The organism is Mesotoga sp. H07pep.5.4 (assembly GCF_003664935.1).
GTDB classification, from domain to species: Bacteria; Thermotogota; Thermotogae; order Petrotogales; family Kosmotogaceae; genus Mesotoga; species Mesotoga prima.
On record NZ_JFHM01000011.1, the window covers coordinates 156969 to 179519 of the forward strand.

General features: G+C 45.2%; 22 protein-coding genes and 1 pseudogene. 17 read left to right on the forward strand and 6 right to left on the reverse strand.

Annotation, left to right across the window (positions count from 1 at the left end):
- Positions 1 to 5: 5 nt before the first annotated feature.
- From meaB to Y696_RS07800, 8 genes are all read left to right on the forward strand, one after another.
- Positions 6 to 854, forward strand: coding sequence for a methylmalonyl Co-A mutase-associated GTPase MeaB (meaB, locus tag Y696_RS07765; protein WP_259459887.1), 849 nt, complete (start codon positions 6 to 8; stop codon positions 852 to 854).
- 5 nt (positions 855 to 859) lie between these two features.
- Positions 860 to 1267, forward strand: a complete 408-nt coding sequence (gene mce, locus Y696_RS07770; RefSeq protein WP_099771457.1) for a methylmalonyl-CoA epimerase — start codon at positions 860 to 862, stop codon at positions 1265 to 1267.
- Positions 1268 to 1279: 12 nt separating this feature from the next.
- Complete coding sequence (locus Y696_RS07775; RefSeq protein WP_099771458.1) at positions 1280 to 2818, forward strand: acyl-CoA carboxylase subunit beta; 1539 nt, start codon at positions 1280 to 1282, stop codon at positions 2816 to 2818.
- A gap of 10 nt (positions 2819 to 2828) precedes the next feature.
- Complete coding sequence (locus Y696_RS07780) at positions 2829 to 3179, forward strand: OadG family protein (protein ID WP_121510171.1); 351 nt, start codon at positions 2829 to 2831, stop codon at positions 3177 to 3179.
- A complete protein-coding gene (locus Y696_RS07785) occupies positions 3176 to 3601 on the forward strand; it encodes a biotin/lipoyl-containing protein (RefSeq protein WP_121510172.1) in 426 nt (141 codons plus the stop codon). Before Y696_RS07780 ends, Y696_RS07785 begins: the two co-directional genes overlap by 4 nt.
- A gap of 96 nt (positions 3602 to 3697) precedes the next feature.
- Positions 3698 to 4156 (forward strand): SprT-like domain-containing protein, encoded by a 459-nt coding sequence (locus Y696_RS07790; protein WP_121510181.1) that lies wholly within the window; start codon positions 3698 to 3700, stop codon positions 4154 to 4156.
- Between the two features lie 74 nt (positions 4157 to 4230).
- Positions 4231 to 4470: a hypothetical protein gene (locus Y696_RS07795; protein WP_257211880.1), complete on the forward strand. Its 240-nt coding sequence runs from the start codon at positions 4231 to 4233 to the stop codon at positions 4468 to 4470.
- 5 nt (positions 4471 to 4475) lie between these two features.
- Entirely contained in the window at positions 4476 to 5714 is a 1239-nt protein-coding gene (locus Y696_RS07800) for a DNA polymerase IV (protein ID WP_099771462.1), read from the forward strand.
- Here the strand turns inward: Y696_RS07800 and Y696_RS07805 are convergent.
- Positions 5631 to 6038, reverse strand: coding sequence for a methylglyoxal synthase (locus Y696_RS07805; protein ID WP_006487072.1), 408 nt, complete (start codon positions 6036 to 6038; stop codon positions 5631 to 5633). The two genes, Y696_RS07800 and Y696_RS07805, sit on opposite strands and share 84 nt — an antisense overlap.
- A 168-nt stretch (positions 6039 to 6206) precedes the next feature.
- Between Y696_RS07805 and Y696_RS07810 the strand changes: the two genes are divergently transcribed.
- On the forward strand, positions 6207 to 6458 hold the full coding sequence (locus Y696_RS07810; RefSeq protein WP_099771480.1) for a hypothetical protein: 252 nt from the start codon (positions 6207 to 6209) through the stop codon (positions 6456 to 6458).
- Here the strand turns inward: Y696_RS07810 and Y696_RS07815 are convergent.
- On the reverse strand, positions 6449 to 7165 hold the full coding sequence (locus Y696_RS07815; RefSeq protein ID WP_121510173.1) for a hypothetical protein: 717 nt from the start codon (positions 7163 to 7165) through the stop codon (positions 6449 to 6451). The two genes, Y696_RS07810 and Y696_RS07815, sit on opposite strands and share 10 nt — an antisense overlap.
- Before the next feature lie 77 nt (positions 7166 to 7242).
- Between Y696_RS07815 and Y696_RS07820 the strand changes: the two genes are divergently transcribed.
- From Y696_RS07820 to infB, 7 genes are all read left to right on the forward strand, one after another.
- Positions 7243 to 8730 (forward strand): NAD(P)H-hydrate dehydratase, encoded by a 1488-nt coding sequence (locus tag Y696_RS07820; protein WP_121510174.1) that lies wholly within the window; start codon positions 7243 to 7245, stop codon positions 8728 to 8730.
- Positions 8731 to 8743: 13 nt separating this feature from the next.
- Positions 8744 to 9934: an RNA polymerase subunit sigma-54 gene (locus tag Y696_RS07825; RefSeq protein ID WP_121510175.1), complete on the forward strand. Its 1191-nt coding sequence runs from the start codon at positions 8744 to 8746 to the stop codon at positions 9932 to 9934.
- Positions 9931 to 10578 carry a thiamine diphosphokinase gene (locus tag Y696_RS07830; RefSeq protein WP_121510176.1) on the forward strand — a complete coding sequence of 216 codons (648 nt, stop codon included), beginning with the start codon at positions 9931 to 9933 and terminating at the stop codon, positions 10576 to 10578. Before Y696_RS07825 ends, Y696_RS07830 begins: the two co-directional genes overlap by 4 nt.
- Positions 10578 to 11096 (forward strand): phosphodiesterase, encoded by a 519-nt coding sequence (gene yfcE / locus Y696_RS07835; protein WP_259459888.1) that lies wholly within the window; start codon positions 10578 to 10580, stop codon positions 11094 to 11096. The genes Y696_RS07830 and yfcE overlap by 1 nt, the downstream gene beginning before the upstream one ends.
- A gap of 64 nt (positions 11097 to 11160) precedes the next feature.
- Positions 11161 to 11787: an MBL fold metallo-hydrolase gene (locus Y696_RS07840; RefSeq protein WP_257211883.1), complete on the forward strand. Its 627-nt coding sequence runs from the start codon at positions 11161 to 11163 to the stop codon at positions 11785 to 11787.
- A 13-nt stretch (positions 11788 to 11800) separates the two neighbouring features.
- Positions 11801 to 12127 (forward strand): ribosomal L7Ae/L30e/S12e/Gadd45 family protein, encoded by a 327-nt coding sequence (locus Y696_RS07845; RefSeq protein WP_006487088.1) that lies wholly within the window; start codon positions 11801 to 11803, stop codon positions 12125 to 12127.
- 3 nt (positions 12128 to 12130) lie between these two features.
- Entirely contained in the window at positions 12131 to 14215 is a 2085-nt protein-coding gene (gene infB, locus Y696_RS07850) for a translation initiation factor IF-2 (RefSeq protein WP_121510177.1), read from the forward strand.
- Between the two features lie 1138 nt (positions 14216 to 15353).
- Here the strand turns inward: infB and Y696_RS07855 are convergent.
- Positions 15354 to 15821: pseudogene (locus tag Y696_RS07855) on the reverse strand (transposase); the annotation flags it as partial.
- A gap of 770 nt (positions 15822 to 16591) precedes the next feature.
- Positions 16592 to 16930, reverse strand: a complete 339-nt coding sequence (locus Y696_RS07865; protein ID WP_006487100.1) for a hypothetical protein — start codon at positions 16928 to 16930, stop codon at positions 16592 to 16594.
- A 695-nt stretch (positions 16931 to 17625) separates the two neighbouring features.
- Between Y696_RS07865 and Y696_RS07870 the strand changes: the two genes are divergently transcribed.
- Positions 17626 to 18744 carry a YibE/F family protein gene (locus Y696_RS07870; RefSeq protein WP_259459891.1) on the forward strand — a complete coding sequence of 373 codons (1119 nt, stop codon included), beginning with the start codon at positions 17626 to 17628 and terminating at the stop codon, positions 18742 to 18744.
- Positions 18745 to 19027: 283 nt separating this feature from the next.
- Here Y696_RS07870 and Y696_RS07875 read toward each other — a convergent pair whose 3' ends face one another.
- Positions 19028 to 20692 (reverse strand): dipeptidase, encoded by a 1665-nt coding sequence (locus Y696_RS07875; protein WP_006487104.1) that lies wholly within the window; start codon positions 20690 to 20692, stop codon positions 19028 to 19030.
- Between the two features lie 1344 nt (positions 20693 to 22036).
- The coding region (locus tag Y696_RS07885) for a DDE-type integrase/transposase/recombinase (RefSeq protein WP_147431776.1) at positions 22037 to 22551 on the reverse strand (515 nt) is incomplete at its 5' end.

Here is a 22551-nt window from a genome sequence, read left to right on the forward strand (position 1 = left end):
GATCCATGGAACTAAAGATAGATCAGTTAAAGGTTTCCAGAGTTTTGAGTATAATAGAAAACGACACGGACGAAGCCAGGAAGATAATCGACAAACTACCTCAAAGAGACTACTTCGTAATTGGCGTTACAGGGAGCCCGGGAGCAGGGAAATCATCCTTAACCGACCGCCTTGCATGTATGAGTGCAGTTGAGAAGTCAACGGCCGTTGTTGCGATAGATCCTTCAAGCCCGTTCACAGGAGGAGCCTTTCTTGGGGATAGGATAAGGATGAGAAGGGCTACCGATGATCCCGGGATTTTTGTTAGGTCGATGGCTAGTCGCGGAAATGTTGGTGGACTGAGTCCTTCGATATACAACACGGTTGAGTTTCTCGGTAGAAGCGGTTACGACTGGATTTATGTCGAGACAGTTGGAGCCGGCCAGTCTGAGACGGATATTGCAAATCTCGCCGATATAGTGGTTCTCGTATTGGCACCGGGTCTTGGAGACGATGTACAGACAATGAAGGCCGGTATTATGGAGATCGGTGACATATTTGTTGTAAATAAGAGTGATCTCCCCGGTTCCGATCAGCTGTTTTCGAGAACAAGAGCAATCCTTGAGCTCTCTGGAAAGCAATTACCTGTCGTCCGAACGAATTCCATCAAGGGCAACGGAATTGAAGAGCTTCACAAGAAGATCGGAGAAATTTTGGAAGACTATATAAATTCGGGAAGGCTATCCGAAAAGCGAAGAAAGCGCGACCTTTACAATAACTTGAACAGCGCGTACCAGATTATAAAGGAACACTACGCTGAAAATGCTAAACTTGAAGAGTTGATAAAATATCTTCTAGAGAATATCGGGAGGTAGTCGAAGTGAGATCCGACAAGATAGACCATATAGGCATAGCCGTTAGATCAATCGAGGAAAGACTTTCTGTTTACAGAGATCTGTTGAAGCTCGAACTAACCGGGATCGAAGAGCTTCCCGATCGTGGTTTGAGAGTTGCCTTCGTGAAGGCCGGCGATACGAGAATCGAGCTACTCGAACCGATATCTGAAGACAGCCAGATATCAAAATTCCTCGAAAGCAGGGGAGAGGGAATTCACCACATAGCCTTTCATGTAGACAATGTTGAAGCTGCGATCGAAGAAGCTGTTTCACTGAATTTGAAACCGCTTTCGAAGGAGGCCGAGATTGGGGCAGGAGGAACGAGAGTGGTATTTCTCCACCCAAAGAGCACAGGCGGAGTTCTAATGGAACTTGTCGAAGGACACCACTAGGGGGCGAACGATGTGACCGGTAGACTTGAAGACTTCTTTGAAAAAAACGAAAAGATCACCCTAGGCGGTGGTCAGGACAAGATTGAAAAGCATCACAAATCTGGAAAGCTTACCGCCAGGGAGAGAATCGACGCTCTCTGCGATGAAGGAAGCTTTGAAGAATTCGACAGATTTGTGAAGCACAGGGCCACCAGTTTTGGTCTTGAAAACAAGGAATTTCCCGCCGACGGCGTGATAACCGGCATAGGAACCGTAAACGGGCGAAAAATCGCCGTCTTCTCTCAAGACTTCACGGTACAGGGCGGCTCCCTTGGAGAGATGCACGCGAAAAAGATAATGAAGGTACAGGACATGGCCATGAAGCTCGGCATACCAATCGTCGGCATAAACGATTCCGGTGGTGCGAGAATTCAGGAGGGCGTTGATTCACTGTTTGGCTACGGTGGAATTTTCCACAGAAACACTCTTTCCTCAGGAGTTATCCCGCAAATAACTGTTATCTGTGGTCCATGCGCTGGAGGAGCCGTTTATTCGCCGGCAATTACCGATTTCATTGTAATGACGGACAAACACTCTCAGATGTTCATCACGGGGCCACAGGTTATAAAGGCCGTTACCGGTGAAGAGACCTCTATGGAAGAACTCGGGGGAGCACTCGTACATAACACTAAGAGTGGGAATGCTCATTTCCTAGTACCAGACGATAAGAACGCAATGCTTTTGGTAAGAGAGTTGCTGGAATACCTTCCGCAGAATAACTCGGAAGAGCCTTTGAAGACAGAATCGACCGTCAGTGATCCTGTTCTGGAACTTCGAGAAATAGTCCCGGACAATCCGAAGCAGTCATACGACATAAAGAAAGTTATCTCTCTTGTCGTAGATGATGGTAAATTTCTGGAAGTACACGAACACTACGCCAAGAATATGGTCATAGGTTTTGCAAGAATTGGCGGTAGATCCGTAGGAATTGTGGCAAATCAGCCCTCAGTATTTGCGGGTTCTCTAGATATAAATGCTTCCGACAAAGCCGCAAGATTCATAAGGTTTCTAGATGCTTTCAATTTGCCTATTATCACATTCGTCGACACGCCCGGCTTCCTCCCCGGGATATCTCAGGAACACGGAGGAATAATCCGTCACGGAGCCAAGCTCCTCTATTCTTACAGCGAGGCCTCCGTCCAGAAGATTACGCTAATTCTGCGAAAGGCCTACGGAGGGGCATATATTGCAATGGGCAGTCAGCATCTCGGCGCGGACATCGTTTTTGCTTGGCCTGGGGCAGAAATCGCCGTGATGGGCCCTGAAGGAGCAGCAAATATCATATTCAAGAGAGAAATAGATGCTTCCGACAACCCCGAGAAAACTAGACAGGAAAAGATAACGGAATACAAAGATGTGTTTGCCAATCCCTTTGTCGCCGCCGGGAGAGGCTATATAGAATCGATAATAGACCCGGCTGAAAGTCGAAGGGAGATTATCAGGGCCCTGGAGACACTGGACACGAAGGTCGAAGGCAGACCTTCGAAGAAGCACGGGAATATTCCGCTTTGAGGTGCATCTGATGCCAGATTATGTTCAGATAACCCTCATAGGAGTTGCCATTGTTTTTCTTGTTCTCGCAATGCTGTACGTAATTTTCAATGTTCTAGGGAAACTGCTATCCAGAGAAGAGGGGCACCGAATGAAAGCCGTTAGTGAAAAGACCACTTTCAACTCTGTATCGGCGCCTCTGAGGAGTATAGCGGACGATGAGGAAGAAGTTATTGCGGCGATAGCCGCGGCGGTCAACGCCGTAATCGGTCACAGCGATTTCAGAATTAGAAGTGTCTCTCCGGTTCCCTCGGCCAGAGCTTCGCAGTGGAAACGTAGAGAACCGACCGTCTACTGGAAAGTGAGGAGGAGCAGAAATTGAGAAGATTTATAGTGCGAGTTAACGGTAAGGAATACGACGTCGAGATTGAGGAGCTTTCTTCGGCGGCAGGTTCTAATCCGGTGAGCGCAGCTCAGAAACAGGAGACTGCTCAAAAAGTAGAAGCAGTGGAAAGACCCAAACCTACAGAGACGGTTAGGGAGGCTGAAAAATCGGTTGAACCCGTACAGCATACCAGTGGATCGGGAAAAGGGATCAACATACTTTCTCCGATGTCAGGCACTATACTCGACGTGCTCGTGTCTGTTGGAGATTCGGTCTCCCCAGGTCAGAAAGTTGTGATGCTGGAAGCCATGAAGATGGAGAACAGTGTTCTTTCAGAAGATGCAGGTACTGTGAAAGAGATCAGGGTAAAAAAAGGAGATAACATAGACGCAGGCGAAGTAATGATAGTACTGTCATAGGAGCGGTGATTACCGCTCCTAATGTTTTTGCATGAGCAACTACTTTTCGCAGTTGATTTCGTGCAAGCCGTTCTTCTTCAACAGAAGGGAGATAGGATGGATTCAGCAGACAGAAACCTTGCTACAAAGGCTAGAGAGCTTTCCCTTAGGGCCTTCGGGGTCTTTCCTGACATACCCTTCTCCTTCAACTCCAGACTTAAGAGGGTACTTGGCAGGCTTGTTTACTCTAAGAGCCGTGAGATGCTGACGCCGCTGAGGATCGAAATCTCTTCTTCTATATCCGACAATGAGGAGCTTCTTAAGAAAACCTTGCTTCATGAGCTTTCCCACTTCTATTTGATGATGAACGACAGGGACTTCTCTCATAATTCTCCGGAGTTCCGCAAGCTCTCTCAAGAGTTGGGATTCGATATTGTGGCCGAATATGAAGGACTTCCGGTACACATATGGGTATGCTCTGTATGCAAGAGGACAGTCGCAATTTCCTTCAACCGTAGAAGGAAGAACGGCTTGTCTTCTTGCTGTAAAGCTCCTATAGAACTTCAAGAAAAATAATTCTAACAATACTTGCCTTTTTGGAAATTCATCTGTTATAATTATTTATACCTAATATCTAAGTGGTGATATTTATGGGGACCTATAAGAGGCTTACAAAGGTGCTTGTATATTTTCATGAAGATTATTTTGTTCCGATAAAATTCAGTTATGATGGTATAAAAATAATCGTAAATGCTGTCACTTCTTTTTGGGTAGAGGCTGTGGGAACCCAGAAAGTCTACCATTTTTCCGTATTGACGACACTTGGAGCTTACAATCTTGAATTCGAAGAAGATTCGAAGAAGTGGTACAGCTATACTCTTGGGGGTTGATTGTCTTGAAAGGAATTTCTTATGTATCTCATATAGATATGGATGCGTTTTTCGCAAGTATCGAGCAGGCGGCAAATCCAACTTTAAAGGGCAAACCGATAGCCGTAACGGGAATCGGAAAGAGGCATTCGGTAGTGACTTCGGCGAGTTACGAGGCTAAGAGATTCGGGGTCAAATCTGGAATGGCCTTCTTCGAGGCTGTTAAGCTCTGTCCCGATCTGATAGCTGTTGGAGTACAGTCAAAGAAATACGGCTATGTCTCGAAAGAGATCATGAAGATGTTGACGTCGGTATCGCCCAGGGTAATGGTTGCAAGTGTGGACGAGGCTTATCTAGACCTGAGCTTTCACACCAGGCTGGAGGAATCCATAAATAGATTTATTTCCTTCAAAAGAGATTTGAAAGAGAGATTTGGAATAACGGCCTCCGTTGGAATATCGGTAAACCCGATAATATCTAAAATCGCAAGTGATTATTCAAAGCCAAATGGGTTTGTAGTTGTCAAAGATGGTATGGAAAGAGAGTTTTTGAACGAGATACCCGTGAAAGACGTTCCGGGGATCGGAAGACACACACTAATAAAGTTGGAATCTATGGGGTACAGAACGACAGGGGAGCTTTTAAAAGGGTTGGATGACTCTCCGATGGATCTTTACACAATGTTTGGGAACGCCTTCATGGGTTTTCTCCAGAGCCTTAAAAACAACAGGTTTTCCAGAAAGGAGTTTTTCAAAGAAGAAAGACCAAAATCCGTGGGTCATTCAATGACACTTTCGGGAGACATAAGCGATTTCGATCTCATAGTTAGAGTAACTAATTTCCTGGCGGCAAGGGTAATCTACAGGATGGGAAGATACAAGATGGAAGGTTCCGGTATCAGTCTCTTCTTGAGATATGCAGATAGAAGCTCCAAGGCTCTTTCAAAGAAGTTGAGTTTCACAATTTCATCGATAAAGGATATTACGGAGATCACCCCCTGGCTTATCAGATCAATCTGGAACGGTACATCTGTGAGGGCAATAGGAATATCGTGCTGGGCTCTAAGCGAAAAGAAGAATCAAAGACAGCTCTCTCTCTTTGAAAAAGAAAAAGAACTTCTGGAAACTGTGCTGGAAATAGAGAAGAAGTTTGGGGAATACGCTATATTCCCGGGAAATATACTATTCCTTCCCGACATCAGAAAGCTTGAGAAACCTTCTGATCTCCATTACCAGGGCTTCTGCCGTCGCGAGGTTAGTTGCTAACGGCTTATTGTGAACATCGCACACTCTTAGAAGTGCGCTTACATCCGGTTCATGAGGTTGAGCCGTTAGCGGGTCTCTTAAAAAGATGACGAAATCGATTTCATCGCTGGCAACCAGGGAGCCTATTTGAAGATCTCCCCCCAAGGGGCCTGATTTGAAGGAAGTGAGCTCTAGTTTCACTTTCTCCCTTAGGATGTTACCGGTCGTGCTGGTTGCAAAAAGGGCGCACTTTTTGAAGACATCTACGTGCTCCCTTACGAACATTATCAGATCTATCTTTTTCTTATCGTGAGCTATTAAAGCAATTCGTGGTTTTTCGCTCATGGCTACCTCCGTTATCTGACAAGAAGATGATAACACATTCGGGCCATCGAAATTTCAAGCGGTTAGCTGAGGTGAGTCGATCTGTCCCTTTCATTTAACGAGATAACACTATACGGAGAGGCAATAACAGACCCGGAATCAACTGTCCGGGGAGGATTTTTTAGAGTGATGATCTTCGGTTACAGAAGTGCAAGGGAGACAGAGGAGATCTTCGATATCCGTTTTGACGAAAGGAATTCAAAAAGAGTCTTTGCCGAGATATATAAAGGTTGCTATCTGTTGATCAGAGGTGAGGTAAGGGTAAGAAAGAGCGTATATATAAGGCTCAGAGATTTCACTGTAACAACCAGACCTCACGACAGAGACCTAGACATAGACATTCCAAGAATACTGATACATATAAGGAGCGATTACTTCTGAAAGGTTTCGTAGTATTTACTTCTGAGTTCAGTGAATATCGATCTATCGACTACAGTCTTGAACTCCTCTATTTCGATGAGAAGATACTCGTCGCCTACCCTGTCGGTTATTTTCACGTACTCTATTTTCGGAAAGTAGCCTTCTTTTCTCAGCAAAGAGACGTGGATATGCATAAGATTTGGAAGATAACCCCCACCACCGAGAAGGCCGAGAACTTTCAGCCTTTGCTCGGAAGGATCGATCATATAAATCCTTCTCTCCTCTTCGGTACTTACTGTCCAGGTGAAGTTTCTCGAATCAAGGAGACCGCTGAAGAAATCCTCAATTAACTTCGCAATAAAATCCGTCTGGTAAGTAGATTTGTACTGCTTCCAGGGGTCGCCGTCCACAACGCTGAAGACCACTTCCTCTCTGATAAGATAAACCAGAGCTATCTTACTCAGTTCGTCCGGCTCGAAAAACTCTATGTAAAAATCCTCACCGCCGACCATGATAATTCTTGCCTTCAAATCTAGGTCTCTGTATCCTGAATCGGCACTTTCAGTATCGGCTAAATGAAAGTGAATCCCAACCAGTGCGTCTATATCGCCCGCTTCAACGATTTGCTGGATAAACAGGGTCAGGTCATCGTATACACTTTCAGAAGCGAGCAACGATGCTCCGACAAGCAAAGAAAAAGCGATGACGAGTACCAAGCAATGTTTCATCTTGTCCACCTCTTCGCGAGATTATAACATGCCAGGAGAAAGAGAAAAATGATAAGATCTGATTTAGGGGTGATGATTTGAAAGTAGCGTTTCCCGACCAAATGAGGAAAATAGATGAAACTATAATAGACAGCGGAGTGCCTTCATTACTTCTAATGGAAGAAGCAGCTCGCAGCGTCTTCGAAGAGATTAGAAGATTCAGCTTGAGTAACGCAGTCGTCCTATGCGGCGGAGGTAATAACGGGGGAGACGGATACACAGTTGCAAGGTTGCTTCTATGTGCTGGAATTCGTGTAAAGGTTGTTCAGTGCTATGTTCCCTCGACGGTTGACTGTAAAGCGAACGCAACTTTGTACAGTTCGCTTGGCGGCCAGACCATAGTAATCGGAGAGAAGACCGACGTGGAGGAACTCCTTTCAAAAGCTGACATAGCAATCGACGCAGTCTTTGGGACTGGGTTTCACGGAGACCTCGAATCAGGAGTCGCACAGATATTTGATTTTGTTAATCGACTGGACGTAATCAGGCTGGCCGTGGACATTCCCTCCGGAGTGTCTGGATTCGATGGCAGCATTTCAAAATCCTGCTTCAGGGCTCACAAAACGGTTACCTTTGGATTGGCCAAGACAGGCCATTTTCTCTATCCGGGGCGCGAGTTCTGCGGCGATATAGTGGTAGGAAGTGCAGGCTTTCCAAAGAATGTGATGGATTCTCTTGCTGAGCCAGAAATCATTGATGATGAGATGGTTTCAAAACTCATTCCGGAAAGAGTTCCTAACAGTTACAAAGGCACGTTCGGTTCCGTGCTTGTTGTAGGGGGAAGCAACATTTATACAGGTGCTCCGTATCTCTCCGCTCTAGGGGCGTTCCGATCTGGTTGTGGAATGGTCTACACATACACCCCTAAGGGATCTGCAACCGTTATAAGAAACAACCTTCCCGAGGCCATCGCTTATGAAAGTCGGGGGGACTTCCTCATCCCAGGAGATATCGAGCTACTTCCAAAAATCATGGAAAAAATCGACTCGATTGTTGTTGGTCCGGGTGCTGGAAGAGAAAAAGAAAGTATTGAGTTCATTCTTAAATTGCTCCAGAGTTTCCCGGATAAAAATTTCGTCGTAGACGCAGATGGACTTTACGCTCTCTCAAAGGATCTCTCGGTCCTCGCCCGATCTGAAAGAATCATAATAACACCGCACATTGGTGAGTTTGCGCGGATGAACGAAGGTAAGACTGATCTTAAATCCTTCATTCAGTTTTGCGTTGGTAACAGAACAACTGCCATTCTGAAGGGGGCTTCGTCTGTACTATGTGATGACAAAGGAAAGATAACCATAAATACGACGGGGAATACCGGTCTCGCAAAGGCAGGGAGCGGTGACCTTCTTTCAGGAACTATTGCCGGTTTCGCTTCACAAACGGGCGAACTGACCAAATCGGCGATACTTGCTATGTATTTCATGGGCAGAGCTGCAGAGCTATCGATTGTTTCAGAGCCCTGCAACTCAGCTTCTCAAATAGCCGATTTTTACTCACTGGTTTTTAAGGAACTGGAACAGAAGTGAAGGGGAAGAATTAATGGAACTCAATCATAATGTCTCTCAACGTCTCGAACAAAAACTCGGACTTTCTCTCAAAGCTCAGCAGGCTTTGAAGCTCCTTCAACTGAATTCAATGGAAATTACGGCCGAGTTAGAAGAGATAGTTCAAGCCAACCCGCTTCTTGAAATGAAGAGAGAGGATTATGAGCTAATAGAAGGGAAAAGCGATCTGGAAAGCTCTCCAGAAGACGAGGAAAACACAGAAGATGGAGATCTTTACTCACTTCCCGAAAACAACTCGATCTACATGAAACCTGAAAGTACTGACAGGGATGGATGGGACTTCGACCGGATTGAAGCACAGCAACCAACGTTCAGAGAAATACTCAGAGATTTCGCTTTCTATATCCTTGACGATGATCTTTTCTCCCTTTTCGAAATACTCCTTGATTACATGGACGATCTAGGAATGCTTACTGAGGATCTGGAAAAGATTGCTCGCGAGAATCACTGTTCCGTCGATGGGCTTTGCTGTGTCATCTCGACTATGAGGGACGGGGGTTTCGACGGCATCTTTGCATCTTCAAGGGAAGAGATAGAGGCCCTGTTGGGACCGGGTCTCTTCCCTTCTTCGGGATACAGTGACGGCGCTTTTGTAAGATACGTTGAACCAGATCTCTATATAGAGTTTATCGATGAGAAGTTCATTGTTACGGTAAGGGACTATTCACTTGTACTCAGTGTTGACGAGTCGTATGAGGAGATCATGGAACACGGCGAAAAAACAGCAAAGAAATATCTTGAAGAGAAACTCGAGGAAGCAAAGTTCTACATAAGCGCTCTCGAAAGGAGAAAGGCAACGCTGATAACAATTGGCAACGAAATAGTGATAAGGAACGCGCCATTTCTACTTAAGACCAGCGAAAAGATAAGACCGTTGAAGATGAATTCAGTTGCCGACAAGATAGGAGTTGTAGTTTCAACGGTAAGCAGAGCTGTTAAGGATAAGTTCGTTCAGACTCCTGTAGGGACTTTTCCGATCAGGTACTTCTTTGGAAATTTGCAGGAGAAGGAACAGGCTCTTGAGGTGATTGCCGAAATTGTCAGAGGCAACCCAGACATTTCAGATGCAGAGCTTGTTATCGAGCTTAACAACAGAGATATCAGCATAGCCAGAAGAACCGTCAATAAATATAGAAATCAGTTAGGACTGGGGAAGTCGAAATGAAGACGAAGGCCCTGCTGTTTGTAGGTGGACAATACATATCTACTATTGAGTTCTATTTCAGGAAACTCAATGAGACATCATTTGTTTCGGCCGCCGATTCAGGGGCAGAAATGCTTAAAAGCCTGGGGAGACATCCCGATCTCCTTGTAGGCGATATGGATTCCGTAAGCCAGGAGACCCTCCAGTGGTGCAAAGGAAGAGGATCGCTTGTGCTAATTTATCCCCCCGAGAAGGATGACACAGACACCCAAATCGCGCTTCAAGCCCTTGAGGAGCGTGGTTTTTCAAATGTAGAAATCTTTGGCGCAACGGGTCTCCGGCTAGATCATTTCATGGGGACCTTAGCGTCTATATATGGTCTAAGACACACTCTCAAAGCTACTATTATCGAAGAGAACGTCGAAATCGGTATGGTCTCTAGAGAAATGACCCTCTTTGTAAATCGAGGTGAGATCTGGTCCCTCTTTCCATATGGCGGCCAGCAGACAATAGTCTCTCTAGAAGGTTTCAAATTTCCACTAACCGACGCATCTCTCGATTATGGAAAGCCGCTTGGCGTTTCAAATGAAACCGTTGATGAAGAAATACAGATTTCCTGCAAAGGAGGCACTGCCTTATATTTCAGATGGTTGAAAAGGTACTAGTGCTGTCCGATACTCACGGTGCTTTATCGCCTTTGACGAGAATACTTGAAGAAGTAGGTCAAAATACTTTGATCATGCATAGTGGTGATTTCCTATATCACGGTCCAAGGAATCCTTTGCCTGAAGGATACGATCCAAAAGGACTTGCAACTCTTCTAGCAAAGTTCAGCGGCAGAATTGTAGGCGTCAGAGGTAACTGCGACAGCGAGATAGACCTCGAACTTGTCGGATTGGAAAATGCGGCGAGCGCACTCACATTGCTGATAAACGATTTAGGAATCTTCATTTCGCATGGCCACATGAAACACGAGGTGCCTTTCGAACGTGGAATTGTAATTTCCGGTCATACCCACATTTCCCTCCTCAGAAGAGATAATGGGATCATCTTCATGAATCCGGGCAGCCTTTCTCTGCCTAAAGACCAGACCGGTGGCTCCTACGGGACAATCGACTTCAAAAAGGGGATCATATCTCTCAGGAACAGCAATGGCTTTGAGCTCAAGGCTTTGGCTCTCTAGCGGCGCTTGCTTTCGATAAACATGTGACTGAACCCATGATATAATAAATATCTGGGTGATGAATATGGTTTTGAGATGGCATGGACATTCGTGTTTTTCGCTTGAATGCGATGGAAAGACTCTTTTGATCGATCCCTTCGATGAAGGTGTCGGTTATGAGTTGCCCGAGGTTAAGCCGGACATTATTCTGGAATCTCATCAGCACCACGACCACAATGCACACAACCGATTTGAGTCAGGGTACATACTTGTGAATCAGCCGGTGAGCGAGAAAGTTTACGGTTTCATTATCAAAGGCCATCCCACATTTCATGATGATGTTGAAGGAAAGAAACGCGGTAAGAATATCATCTTCGAGGTGACAACTCCCGACGGATTCAGAGTTGTTCACTGCGGCGATCTTGGCCACCGACTGGGCCCAGACTTAACAGAGACATTGAAGAGTCCTGATATTCTCCTTGTTCCTGTCGGTGGAGTGTATACGATTGATGCAGGGTTAGCTCGAGAGCTTACTAGAGATCTAGCTCCTTCTTACGTCGTGCCGATGCACTTCAAGACAAAGGATCTCACTTTTCAGCTTGCGGGAGTTGAAGACTTTCTTGCCGGAGAGCCCTTTGAACAGTGTGAAAAGCTGGAACTGAAAGAAAAGGCGAATGTGGGAACCAGAGTAGTAGTCCTCAAATATCGTTGATCGAGGGCATAAAATGGATGAAAAGAGAGTTTTATCTCTCCTAGGAATAGGTAGAAGGGCAAACAAGGTTGTGTTTGGTAAAGAACAACTAAGAAGTTACTTGAGGCAGCCATTCAAGAGGAAATCTTTGATTCTGGCTAGCGATACCAGCGATTCGATAAAGGAAGACTGGGTAAAGAGGTGCAAGAGCCATGGGGCAAGCTGTATCCTCCTCAAAGAACACGACCGCGTCGCTCTGGGAAGGGCCATCGGCAAGGACAACATATCTGCAGTGGCAATTGCCGATGACGGCCTTGCAGACGAAATCTCAAAGATAATCACACAGGCGGGAGGTGACTGAGCTATGCCAAAAGCCAGAGTGTACGAGCTTGCTAAGAGACTTAATATAACGGCAAGAGAGCTGCTGGATGAACTTGAGGAGCTCGGTGTTACCGTCAAGAACCACATGTCAGTTCTTGACGAAGAGACCGTGAATATTATCGTCGGTCTCTATGAGGAAGAAAAGAAAGAGACTCTGAGAAAGGCCGAAAAGGCGAAGAGCAAGATTCAGGAAAAAGAGGCAAAAAAACTTGAGAAGAAACTGGTCTCCATTGAGGAGCCGCCAACCGAGAAGAAAATACCGGTTGAACATAAAGCAAGGACAATCAAGCTAAAGAGTAATGAGTTCAAGCTTGATGTACTCGCGAAGAAGATGAACGTTCCGATTTCTAAGGTGATCAAGGATCAGTTTATGAACGGCATAATACTTCGTCCCGGTCAGATACTTTCTGTTGAAGACGCGATGAACATTGCTAAGAACTACGAATGGGAAGTGGAACTGATCCATGAACAGGAGATCAATCCTTTTGATGCTATTGTAAGTGCGTACTCTGATGCTTATAAGGAGAGTTCCAGACTTGTTCAGAGGCCACCGGTTGTGACCGTAATGGGGCACGTCGACCATGGTAAGACCACCCTTCTCGACAGAATAAGGAAGGCAAAAGTTGCTGAAGACGAGATCGGTGGAATTACACAGACGATCGGTGCCTACCAGGTCGAAGTAAGAAATAAGAAGATAACATTCATTGACACGCCAGGGCACGAAGCCTTTACCGAAATGAGAGCCAGAGGCGCTCAGGCGACGGATATCGTGGTTCTTGTTGTCGCGGCGGACGATGGAGTTATGCCACAGACCATAGAGGCATATAACCACGCCAAGACAGCGAACGTTCCCATAATAGTCGCAATAAACAAGATCGATAAACCGAACGCCAATGTTGACCTCACAAAACAGCAGCTTGCTTCAAAGCTTGGACTTGTTCCAGAAGACTGGGGAGGAGACACAGTAATGGTTCCCGTATCTGCCAAGACTGGAAAGGGCGTGGAAGATGTCCTCGAAATGATACTCCTGGTTGCCGAAGTAGCCGATATCAAATGCATCCCGGAAGGAAATGCAAGAGGTATTATAATAGATTCCAGGCTGGACAAGGCAGTGGGCCCGCTAGCTACTCTGGTGATCAAAGATGGGGTGCTGAAACCGGGAAGCTATGTTGTTGCGGGCTCGGCTTCGGGCAGAGTAAAAGCGCTGATAAACGAATATGGAAAGCGTGTTAAGGAGGCTAATCCATCCGACCCGGTACAGATCATTGGTTTTGATGAGGTGCCAGATGTACATAGCATAGTATACGCAGTTGATGATCTCGATACCTCCAGGTCTCTGGCGGACTTTGCGAAAAGTCAAGCCCAGAAAGAGAAATCTGTCACCACCAAACGCCACGTCAGACTCGAAGAGTTCCTGTCAATGACCGGAACCACCGATGAGAAAAAGGAACTTAAGCTTATATTGAAGGCAGATTCTTTTGGTACTGTCGAAGCCCTGAAACAGGCAATGGCTAAGCTTGAGAACAGTGACGTGAAGATTGAAGTAGTTCATTCCGGTATAGGTTCAGTGAATTCGAGTGACGTGATGCTTGCATCTGCATCCGACGCAGTTATAATGGGGTTTAAGGTAAAACCCGATGCAATGGCGAGAAAGCAGGCCGAAGTTGAAGGAGTTCAGATAAAGGTCTACGAGATAATCTTCAATCTGATAGACGATTTGAAGAAAGCTCTTGAGGGGCTTTTAGAGCCGGAAGAGGTCGATGAAGTAATCGGTCATGGCCACATAAAGCAGCTTTTCAAAATTAGTAAGGTTGGGACCATTGCCGGTGTACAGATCAACGACGGATATGTATTGAAAAAGGGCAAGATGAGAGTTTACAGAAGAAACGAGGAAGTGGCAGACCTTGCAATAGAAGTCTTAAAACACTACAAAGATGATGTAAGCCGAGTCGACGCCCCAAAAGAGTGCGGAATCAAGGCGGTAGGCTTCGATGATTTCCAGGAAGAAGATCAGTTAGAGTTTCACAGCAAAAAGAGCGTAAAGAGAACAATAGATTTCACCGAATAAGTCCCCGTTAAATGAAAGAGGTCCCTTTATGGGGCCTTTTTTTTTGCAGATGAGAGGCCTGGACAAAGTGACGTTGGATTCGGAAGAGAAAACTCTTATCTCCAGAGCGGGTCTGGGGACCCGAGTCTGAGTTTGGCGAACAGAAGCGCTGCACCATTCATGATTCCCAGTTCTACCGGGGACGTCGAACATCTGCAACTTCCCATAACTCATTCACTATGTCATCTGATTTATTCCAGGATCTGGAGTTGTAAGACCGTGGTTGGGGGTTCGTAAGAGCAAGAGAGACTGGTTGACCGTTGAGAGGTTCTCCGTTATCCGAGGAAAAGCTGAAGGTGACTAAAAGAAAGGATCATCGAGATTCTGAAACAAGTTCAGCATGGCGCGAAGGGCAGGTATCGATTACAGCGTATGGGGTCTCGTGAAGAGAACCGGCAATCAATTCAGGGATTCAATGCAACTGAGGAAGTTATCCCGACATCGGCTTTGGGAAGTTTCTCACTGCGTCATCCCGAACTTGTTTTGGGATCTTCGTGTTGATCTTATCCAAGAACGAAGAACCTGGACGCGCAGCGTCGGAACGGAGAACTGCTCTTTATAGGGACGGGTCCACGATTTGGGGAAGGACGGTTTTTCACGGCGTACAGCGGGTCTTCGTTCTTTACCGCACAGCGGCTCTTAGGTCGAGATTTTGAAACGAGTTCAGATGACGTAATGTGACGTTTTCGCAATCAAGTAGCACTGTCATCCCGGACTTGATCCGGGATCTGGGCTTATGAGAAACCGTGGTCGGTGGTAGCAGGTGGCGGGTTCGTAAGAGCAAGAGAGACTGGTTGACCGTTGAGAGGTTCTCCGTTCGCAGAGAAGAGCGTATGACCACAGATGGGAAAGAAGTACCATCGAGCTGGAGAGTGGCGGAGCCCCTCGTCCTTTCACAGAACCATGCGTACGGGTCGCGCACACGGCTCATGGATCAAGAATCGGATATTTCGACAGGGGATGATGATATTTTGTCATATCGGCGAGGTTCATCTCTTCAAAGAACCTGTTGGGAATGGCGTAATTGGCTGCTTTTGAGTGAGAAGATGGTTCTGTCTCTTTTTTTGTGTAAACGCCTTTTTTGTAATGGGTTTAAGAATCAGCTTATATACTTAGCTAATCTTTCATACTTTATCACAAGTTGAGTAAGGATCCTGGGCCAATCAGGAGTTCTTACTGTCCATTTCTTTGTTATATTTATTATTGCTAGATAAGCCATCTTTAAGAGAGAAGTATCTGTTGGAAAGACTCCTTTGTTCTTCGTCACCTTTCTGAGTTGTCTATTAACTGATTCAATGGGATTAGTTGTATAAACCAATCTTCTCAGTTCCTCTGGATATTGAAAGAAGGTTGATAGAGTTTCCCAGTTATCCTTCCAGCTTTTTATTGACAAGAGGTATTTGTTCCCCCATTTCTCTTCTAGTGCAAGTAATGCATTCCATCCTGCCTCTCTTGTAGGTGCCTGATAAACCGTCTTTAGATCGTGTGCAAGAGGTTTACGATCCCTCCAGGTAACATATCTCATGGTGTTCCTTATCTGGTGAACTATGCACTTCTGAACCTCAGAGAAGTAGCTTTGTCGATTCCTGTGCAGCCATAACCTTCAGCTGCATATCGGGAAGAGACGAATGACATCTCCCGCGGGAAAATTCACAAGAACTAAATTGCGCCTGTCCATTGCTCTTGCAACAGAACTGTCTACTTGAGTGTTTTTCATCTCGGGACGACCGGCAAAATCTTGCCAGCGGGTATTATCTCTGCAACCTGGCCTTAGAAAAGTCTGGACCTTCTTCCGTTGAAGAAGAAGGAACACGAAACTCCTTTCTTGCATCAGTTGTCAGGAGGTGCTTGAAGCCTTCAGGGATAAGAATCTTGTCCAGTGCAATGGAGTGTCTCACTGACTCAATGGGATTGATTCTAGAAAGTCTCTCGTGATACTTGACTGGAGGCACGAATCTAAGACTTCCGAAATGCGTAACTGAAAAATACTGAATTCTTCGTCTACAAAGCTTTCCATTAGCTGGATTTTCCCCTCGCCTTTGCAGCAGAAGAGAATGATGCTGTGTTCGGAGATTCTGACTATTTTGCTTCCACTTCAGCAGGCGATCAGGGGGCTGAATCCGTAATCGCTAATCTCATAAGCTTCCTACTGCCGATGATTCGCTTCTTTAGGAGTCGGTAGTTTTTTGTTCGACATCACTTAGCATCTCCTTCCACTTAGAAGTGACTACCTCATCTTTACGAAGAATCTGCATTCCTTGTCCAGGAGCAAACTCTTCGATTCTGATAATGCCTTCGTGATTTTCGCAAGATTTTAAGAACCGAGAAGAAATCGTATTAACCCCTTAGCAATGGAGTATCTACCTTTGCCGATGTAGCACTGCTTAGGTGGACATTGTGCATCTTTCTAAGTCTTCGCATGCAGTTGATGATCATCCCATTTAAGGCTTCTCCATCCACGAGATTCTTGAAAAAGCTTGTCGCATGTGCTATGTCGAAAGTAGTTTCGATACAGTCGAGGTCAATGTACTCGAGAAGCGAGTCGAGGTGTTCATGCTCAGCAATGATCTCCATTGGTTTCTTTTTCATTACTTCAGCTGCAATTTTCAGATCTAGATCTCTACCCTTTCTGGCGATCCTGTGAAAACTCTCCAGATTCGTTTCGAAACAACGCACGAACCTATCCTTCTAAGTGAACATCCATCCGGGATGAACAGTTACAACAATAGCTTCAAGTTGCGCTGCAATCTCAAGAGCTTCTATGCTCTGTTGCATGGATTCCCTTCGTATTCCAGGATTTGAAGAGGTAATATTTACATCCCTGCTTGGAGAATTAACGGTCCGCTTAAGAACAAGGTCGTCCAGCGTTTCTCTTGTAGCTTGCAAATCTCTCTTTCCTTTCCAGAGATGTCAGCGCAGATCTCGACACCTGTTACCTTCACATTTGCGAAAATCTTCGGAACCTTCTTAACCGGGAAATCAAAGAGAATGTTAGAAATGAAGAGAAACTCAACTCGCCAGACACTGCAAATGCTGCATTGAGAACTGACTGTCAGAAACTAATGAAGTTATTGCTTCGTCCTAGAAATACCGTTTGAGTTAGCGAGAAGAGAAGCTCCCAAGAGAGCGATTTCGTTATGCATCAAGATCTCTGATTAAGATCACTCTTTTGGAAGATCCAGTAAGCGTCTTTTTTAGAACGGTGCTGATGGATTTCGTTTCTCACGTTAGATGATCTATGGCCTCAAACAATTCGATGGCTATGAGACGCATCTGAAGCTAATTAAAAGAGCAATACTACTTCCTTGGCTTCGAGATGATGATATAATTTCTAACGTCACCATGGGAATTCAGGAGGATTCAAGTTGAGCATGAAAAACGTTTTTCTTTACGTCATTGGAGCGGTTGTGTTTGGCTATGTGCTATTCACGTTCATCGATGCTTCGGCAAACGATCAAAGTACCATAAAAGGAAGAGTGATCGAAATGATCAGTTTCGATGAAACTGGTGGCTACTCGGCAAAGGGACTACAAACTCTCAGAGTTAAGGTGCTGACTGGGACCTATGCAGGAGAAGAAGTTGTGATCGAGAATCACTTCACAGATAATCCGGCGATGGATATCCGAGTTGAAAAGGGCGATACTGTGGTGCTGTATATGGATGAGAGGGATGAGGTGACCTTTCACATTATCGACTTTGTTAGGCAAAGATACGTCTTCGCTATCGTTCTGGTTTTCATTTGTCTGCTTCTTCTTATCGGGAGGATCTCTGGACTCAAGTCCTTCATTACTCTTACTCTCACGGGCTTGATAGTAATCAAAGTGATGCTGCCTTTGATTCTTAAGGGGTTCAACCCCATTGGTGCTTCTTCGCTGTCGGCGGCAGTAATCACTATTCTTACCTTTGCAATCGTTGCCGGAGTGAACACAAAGTCCCTATCAGCAATCTTTGGTACGTTATGTGGTGTGCTTTCTGCAAGCTTAATAGCATATGTAACCGGTTCGCTGGCGAACCTTACCGGCTTAAGCAGCGATGAAGCAACAATGCTTGTCTACATACCCCAGAATATTGAATTCGATTTTATGGGCCTGCTCTTCGCAGGGATAATCATTGGAACGCTCGGTGCTGTTATGGATGTTGCCATGTCTATCTCTTCGGCAATGTACGAGATGAAATCCATTAACCCAGAAATGACAACGGGCAAACTCGTGAAGTCTGGCTTCAATATTGGCAGGGACATAATGGGAACCATGACTAACACCCTTATTCTCGCCTATACGGGAAGTTCAATTTTCCTAATGCTCGTCTTTCTTGCGTATGAGACGACAGTTATAAGGATAATCAACATGGATGTAATTGCAACGGAGATTATTAGAGCCGTTTCCGGGAGCATAGGAATAATACTCTCAATACCTGCCACTGTTCTTCTTTCGGCCTTTCTTCTTAATAAGTATGGAGTTAGAAGCGGTTCAACGGCCGGAAAGCAATGATTTTCGTACGCATCGATTTCTTGCACACAAACACTACTGTCTTCTCAGGCTTGTAATGGTAAACCTTCAACCTGTACTGTCAACCATTTTCATTATCTCTAGAGAGGCTCCTGATAATCGTTTTTATCGATTGATCATATGTAAATACAGGTCACAACAATCTTCTAATTCAACGAAAAAAAGTGCGATTTGCAATCAGTAATAATTTTCGAAAATCAAAGGCCGCCCACTAGGGACGGCCTCTTTTGAACAACCTTTAATACGAAAGGAGTGCTATGAGACGCTATTTTGCTTTGTAACCGTCATCTCCGAAGATGTGACCTTCGTCGTATCCAACTGCATCAAGCCACCAGTCAGGATATCCTGCCGAAGAACCAACATTCGGAATGTTTATGTACCCATCTCTGTACTTCGTAATTAGATATTCGTTGAAATCCCATACCTGGTCCATAACATCATTAGTGATACCGGCAACGTAATCTGTGAGGAACTCCTTACAGAGTTCGGGATCAACTTCGTAAAGCTTGAGTGCAGCAGCCTCTATTGCAGGCTGAACCGCGAAGAGCTTGTCTTCAATCTTCTGTTGAAGGGCCTGTATCTCAGGATAAATGTAGCTGAATTTTAGTTCTGCCCAGTTGCCCATGAAGTTCATTGCCCAACCGGCTACATTACGATCGAATTCATGGAGATTTCCGTGATCAAATGCGTAGGGGACGTCGTTGATACCACAGTATAGAGGAACTAGTATCGATTCGTGCGGTGCAGCTGCGCCGAACCATATTACTCCACCGATTGGATCGGGAAGCCAGCTTCTTACCTGTGAAACAAAGACATAATCACATCTGAATATTGAAATCGCCCTTTCCCAGCTGCCCTTTATTAGCTTACTGGAGCCTGCGTAGCGATTTGGATTGCCAAAAGGTCCTGCTGCGAGTCCTTCGGTAAGATCAAATTCCGTACCCTCGTAGAAATCCCTGAACAGAGAAATCACGTCGGCAACAGAGAGTTTTTCATCGGGGACAACGGAGAACGGGTAATCAGTTGTAAAGCCGTCTTCTACCCATGGAGAAAACTCTTTTGAAGGAGCCACTCTGTCAAGAACTCTCCAGATTCTTCTCAAACTGTAATATGGCTGAGAATATTCACCTGTGCTAACTGTTGCCATCCAGTCGATAGGACCCGTGCTAGGATCATACCAGCCTGCTTCCGTTGCAACTTCGATCAGATTTGGAGAGAACATCATATCTGGATTTTCCGGATCTAGCTCTCTAATTCTGAAGATGTTGGCCTCGACGAAGACTTCACCATCGGGAACCTTTTTGGCTGCCCATAGTGCACTCTTCTTGTCCGGTGATGCACAGACTTCGAAGACCCATGCTTCGTTAGGATCTGTCACTGTAAGAGTTTCTCCCCATCCGTAATAACCGTATTCAACGGCGAGATCTCCCATGAGCTTGACTGCATCTCTGGCGGTTGTACATCTCTCAAGAGCTACCTTTGAAAGAGCCGAAATATCAAAGATACACTCGTTTGCTACGGGCTGAGCGTAGACCTTTGCTGAGCAGGTACATTCGCCGATGGCAACCTGATGTTCGTTGATAACTCCGTAAGCAGCTTCGTAATAGGCGAAAGTGTGCTCGACTTGATCAATGTAGCCAAGTGGTTCGTAAGGTGAGAAGTTAGGATCATCGTATGTTGGACCCATATCCTTACCAATATATCGAGGATACGGTTCGTGGAACGGGTAAACCGGTCTCTTTGAACCTGCCTCGAAATCGGCAGCTGGAATGTAAACATACCTGAAATCGCACTCTCCACAGTCGCATGAATGACTCGTCATTACTGAGCCATCAACAGATGCACCCTTGGTCACAACTACAGTTGTGCATGCCCAACCAAGACTTACGATTGCGGCAACCACAATCAGGACTAACAACGTTTTGCGCAAATGAAACCCCTCCTACAAAATGATTTATGGGGAACATCCCCAGTTTAGAGGCCTTTGACCTCTTAAAGCACATGAAAAAACCTCGCCATGTGACTACGTCAAGAAAACACAGCCCATTAGCTGTTTCATAAGAATTGAGGTGTATCATCTCTTTCCTAGAGAATTGCGTCGTTTGAAAGGCGCAAGTAAGAATCATTGTGAGACAAGTCCGTTTCACAAAATTCGATGCTTTGATGAGATAGTATACAGGTACTCCACAGCAATGCAAGGATAAATCGCTCTATTGTCTCAGAAGCATTTTGTCTAGGATTGCCTGCAATGAGATCTCTCAACCACATTATAACAGGAAATACTGTGACAAGCTAACTTTTTTGGAATTTGAAACAGAAGTTTTAAATAGGATATATTTGCTCCGATCTAAAGTGTGGAAAATGAGGAGAAGCAGACTCGATTTGTTCGAATATGAGATAGCGGAATAAAATGCACTGAAGTGCATCCGTGAAGGCGAAGCTGGAACGAATTCTCCAGGTGACAATTATAACTTCGTAGGGAGTCGATTCGAACCTGGTCTGCCGACGCAGAATAAGAAACGAATTTCGCTGCTCGTTTAACGCTTCGAAAAGACGTCCTCCGCCGTCCAAAATCAATGATTTGCTTTCCGATTGGATCAAAATCGTTAGGGAAGAAAGAGGCATGAGAACAGAGGCACGAAGATGGAGATCAAACGACGCAATCCGACATACTGAAAGATCAGTCGTAAGTTCTCAGTTCCTAGTTGGAGGTTAAAGACCCGAAAGCAAAAACACAACAGCCCGTCATTCTGAACTTGTTTTAGAATCTCGATCCTTAGAGACGCTGATCGATGTGAAGAGCCATCCCAAAAAAGAGCAGTTCTTCGTTCCGACGCTACGCGTCCAGGTTCTTGGTTCTTCGTCAGGGATTCCGTCTGAACTTGTTTCGGGATCTTTGGAGACAATTACAACGAATGAATATATAAGTGGAAGGATGACACAGCAAAGAACTGAATGTAGTGTTTTTACTTTTGGCACACCGCAGTTTGCAACTGCTCTCATGAAAAACCAAGGACGGCTCTTCACGGTGCTTAGCAACTCTCAGCAAGTGCCCAGCGGCTCTCAAAACCGTGATGCTGAAACGAGCATCACGTGATTTCACGTTTTCAGAAAGCCCGCCGGGATACTGAAACAAGTTCAGACACGATGTGACGTATTCGCAGTCACAACAATGTAATCTCGAACTTGTTTAGGGATCTGCTTTTCGATCCAATCGAAGGACCGGCTTTCTGAGCGGTCTGACCCTTGATTATTGGAGAATAATATAAGGACACTAGGGTTTAACTAACACTTCCTCGAAATTGCTTTGAATTTGAGAGAAATCAATCGGTGAATTGTAATTCAGAGATCCATGAGGCCTCAGTTTGTTATAGAAACCAAGATAGACGTTGAATTTCTTGCATAGATCGTTTAGATTGAGAAACTCGTTGTTTTCAACGAATTCCCTTTTCAAGGATGAGAAGAAGGATTCAATATAAGCCTGTGAATTTGGATTTCTCTTCATTCCGAATTCGTGTGCAATCTCTTCTTCATTCATGAATATACCCGTGTTGATTGCTCTGAACTGACTTCCATTATCTGTTCTAATGAACTGAGGTCTTCCCCTGTTCTCAATCAAGAGTTTAATTAGCTCAATGAAGTCCTCTTTTTTGCATGAGGTTCCCACATAAGTTCCGACTACGTTTCTGTCGTACACGTCCAGGACAGTTAGTATGGCTACAAGCTCTTCTCTGGTCTTTACAAAGGTTATATCCGCTTCCCACAGTTGATTCTTCTCGGTTACCTTCA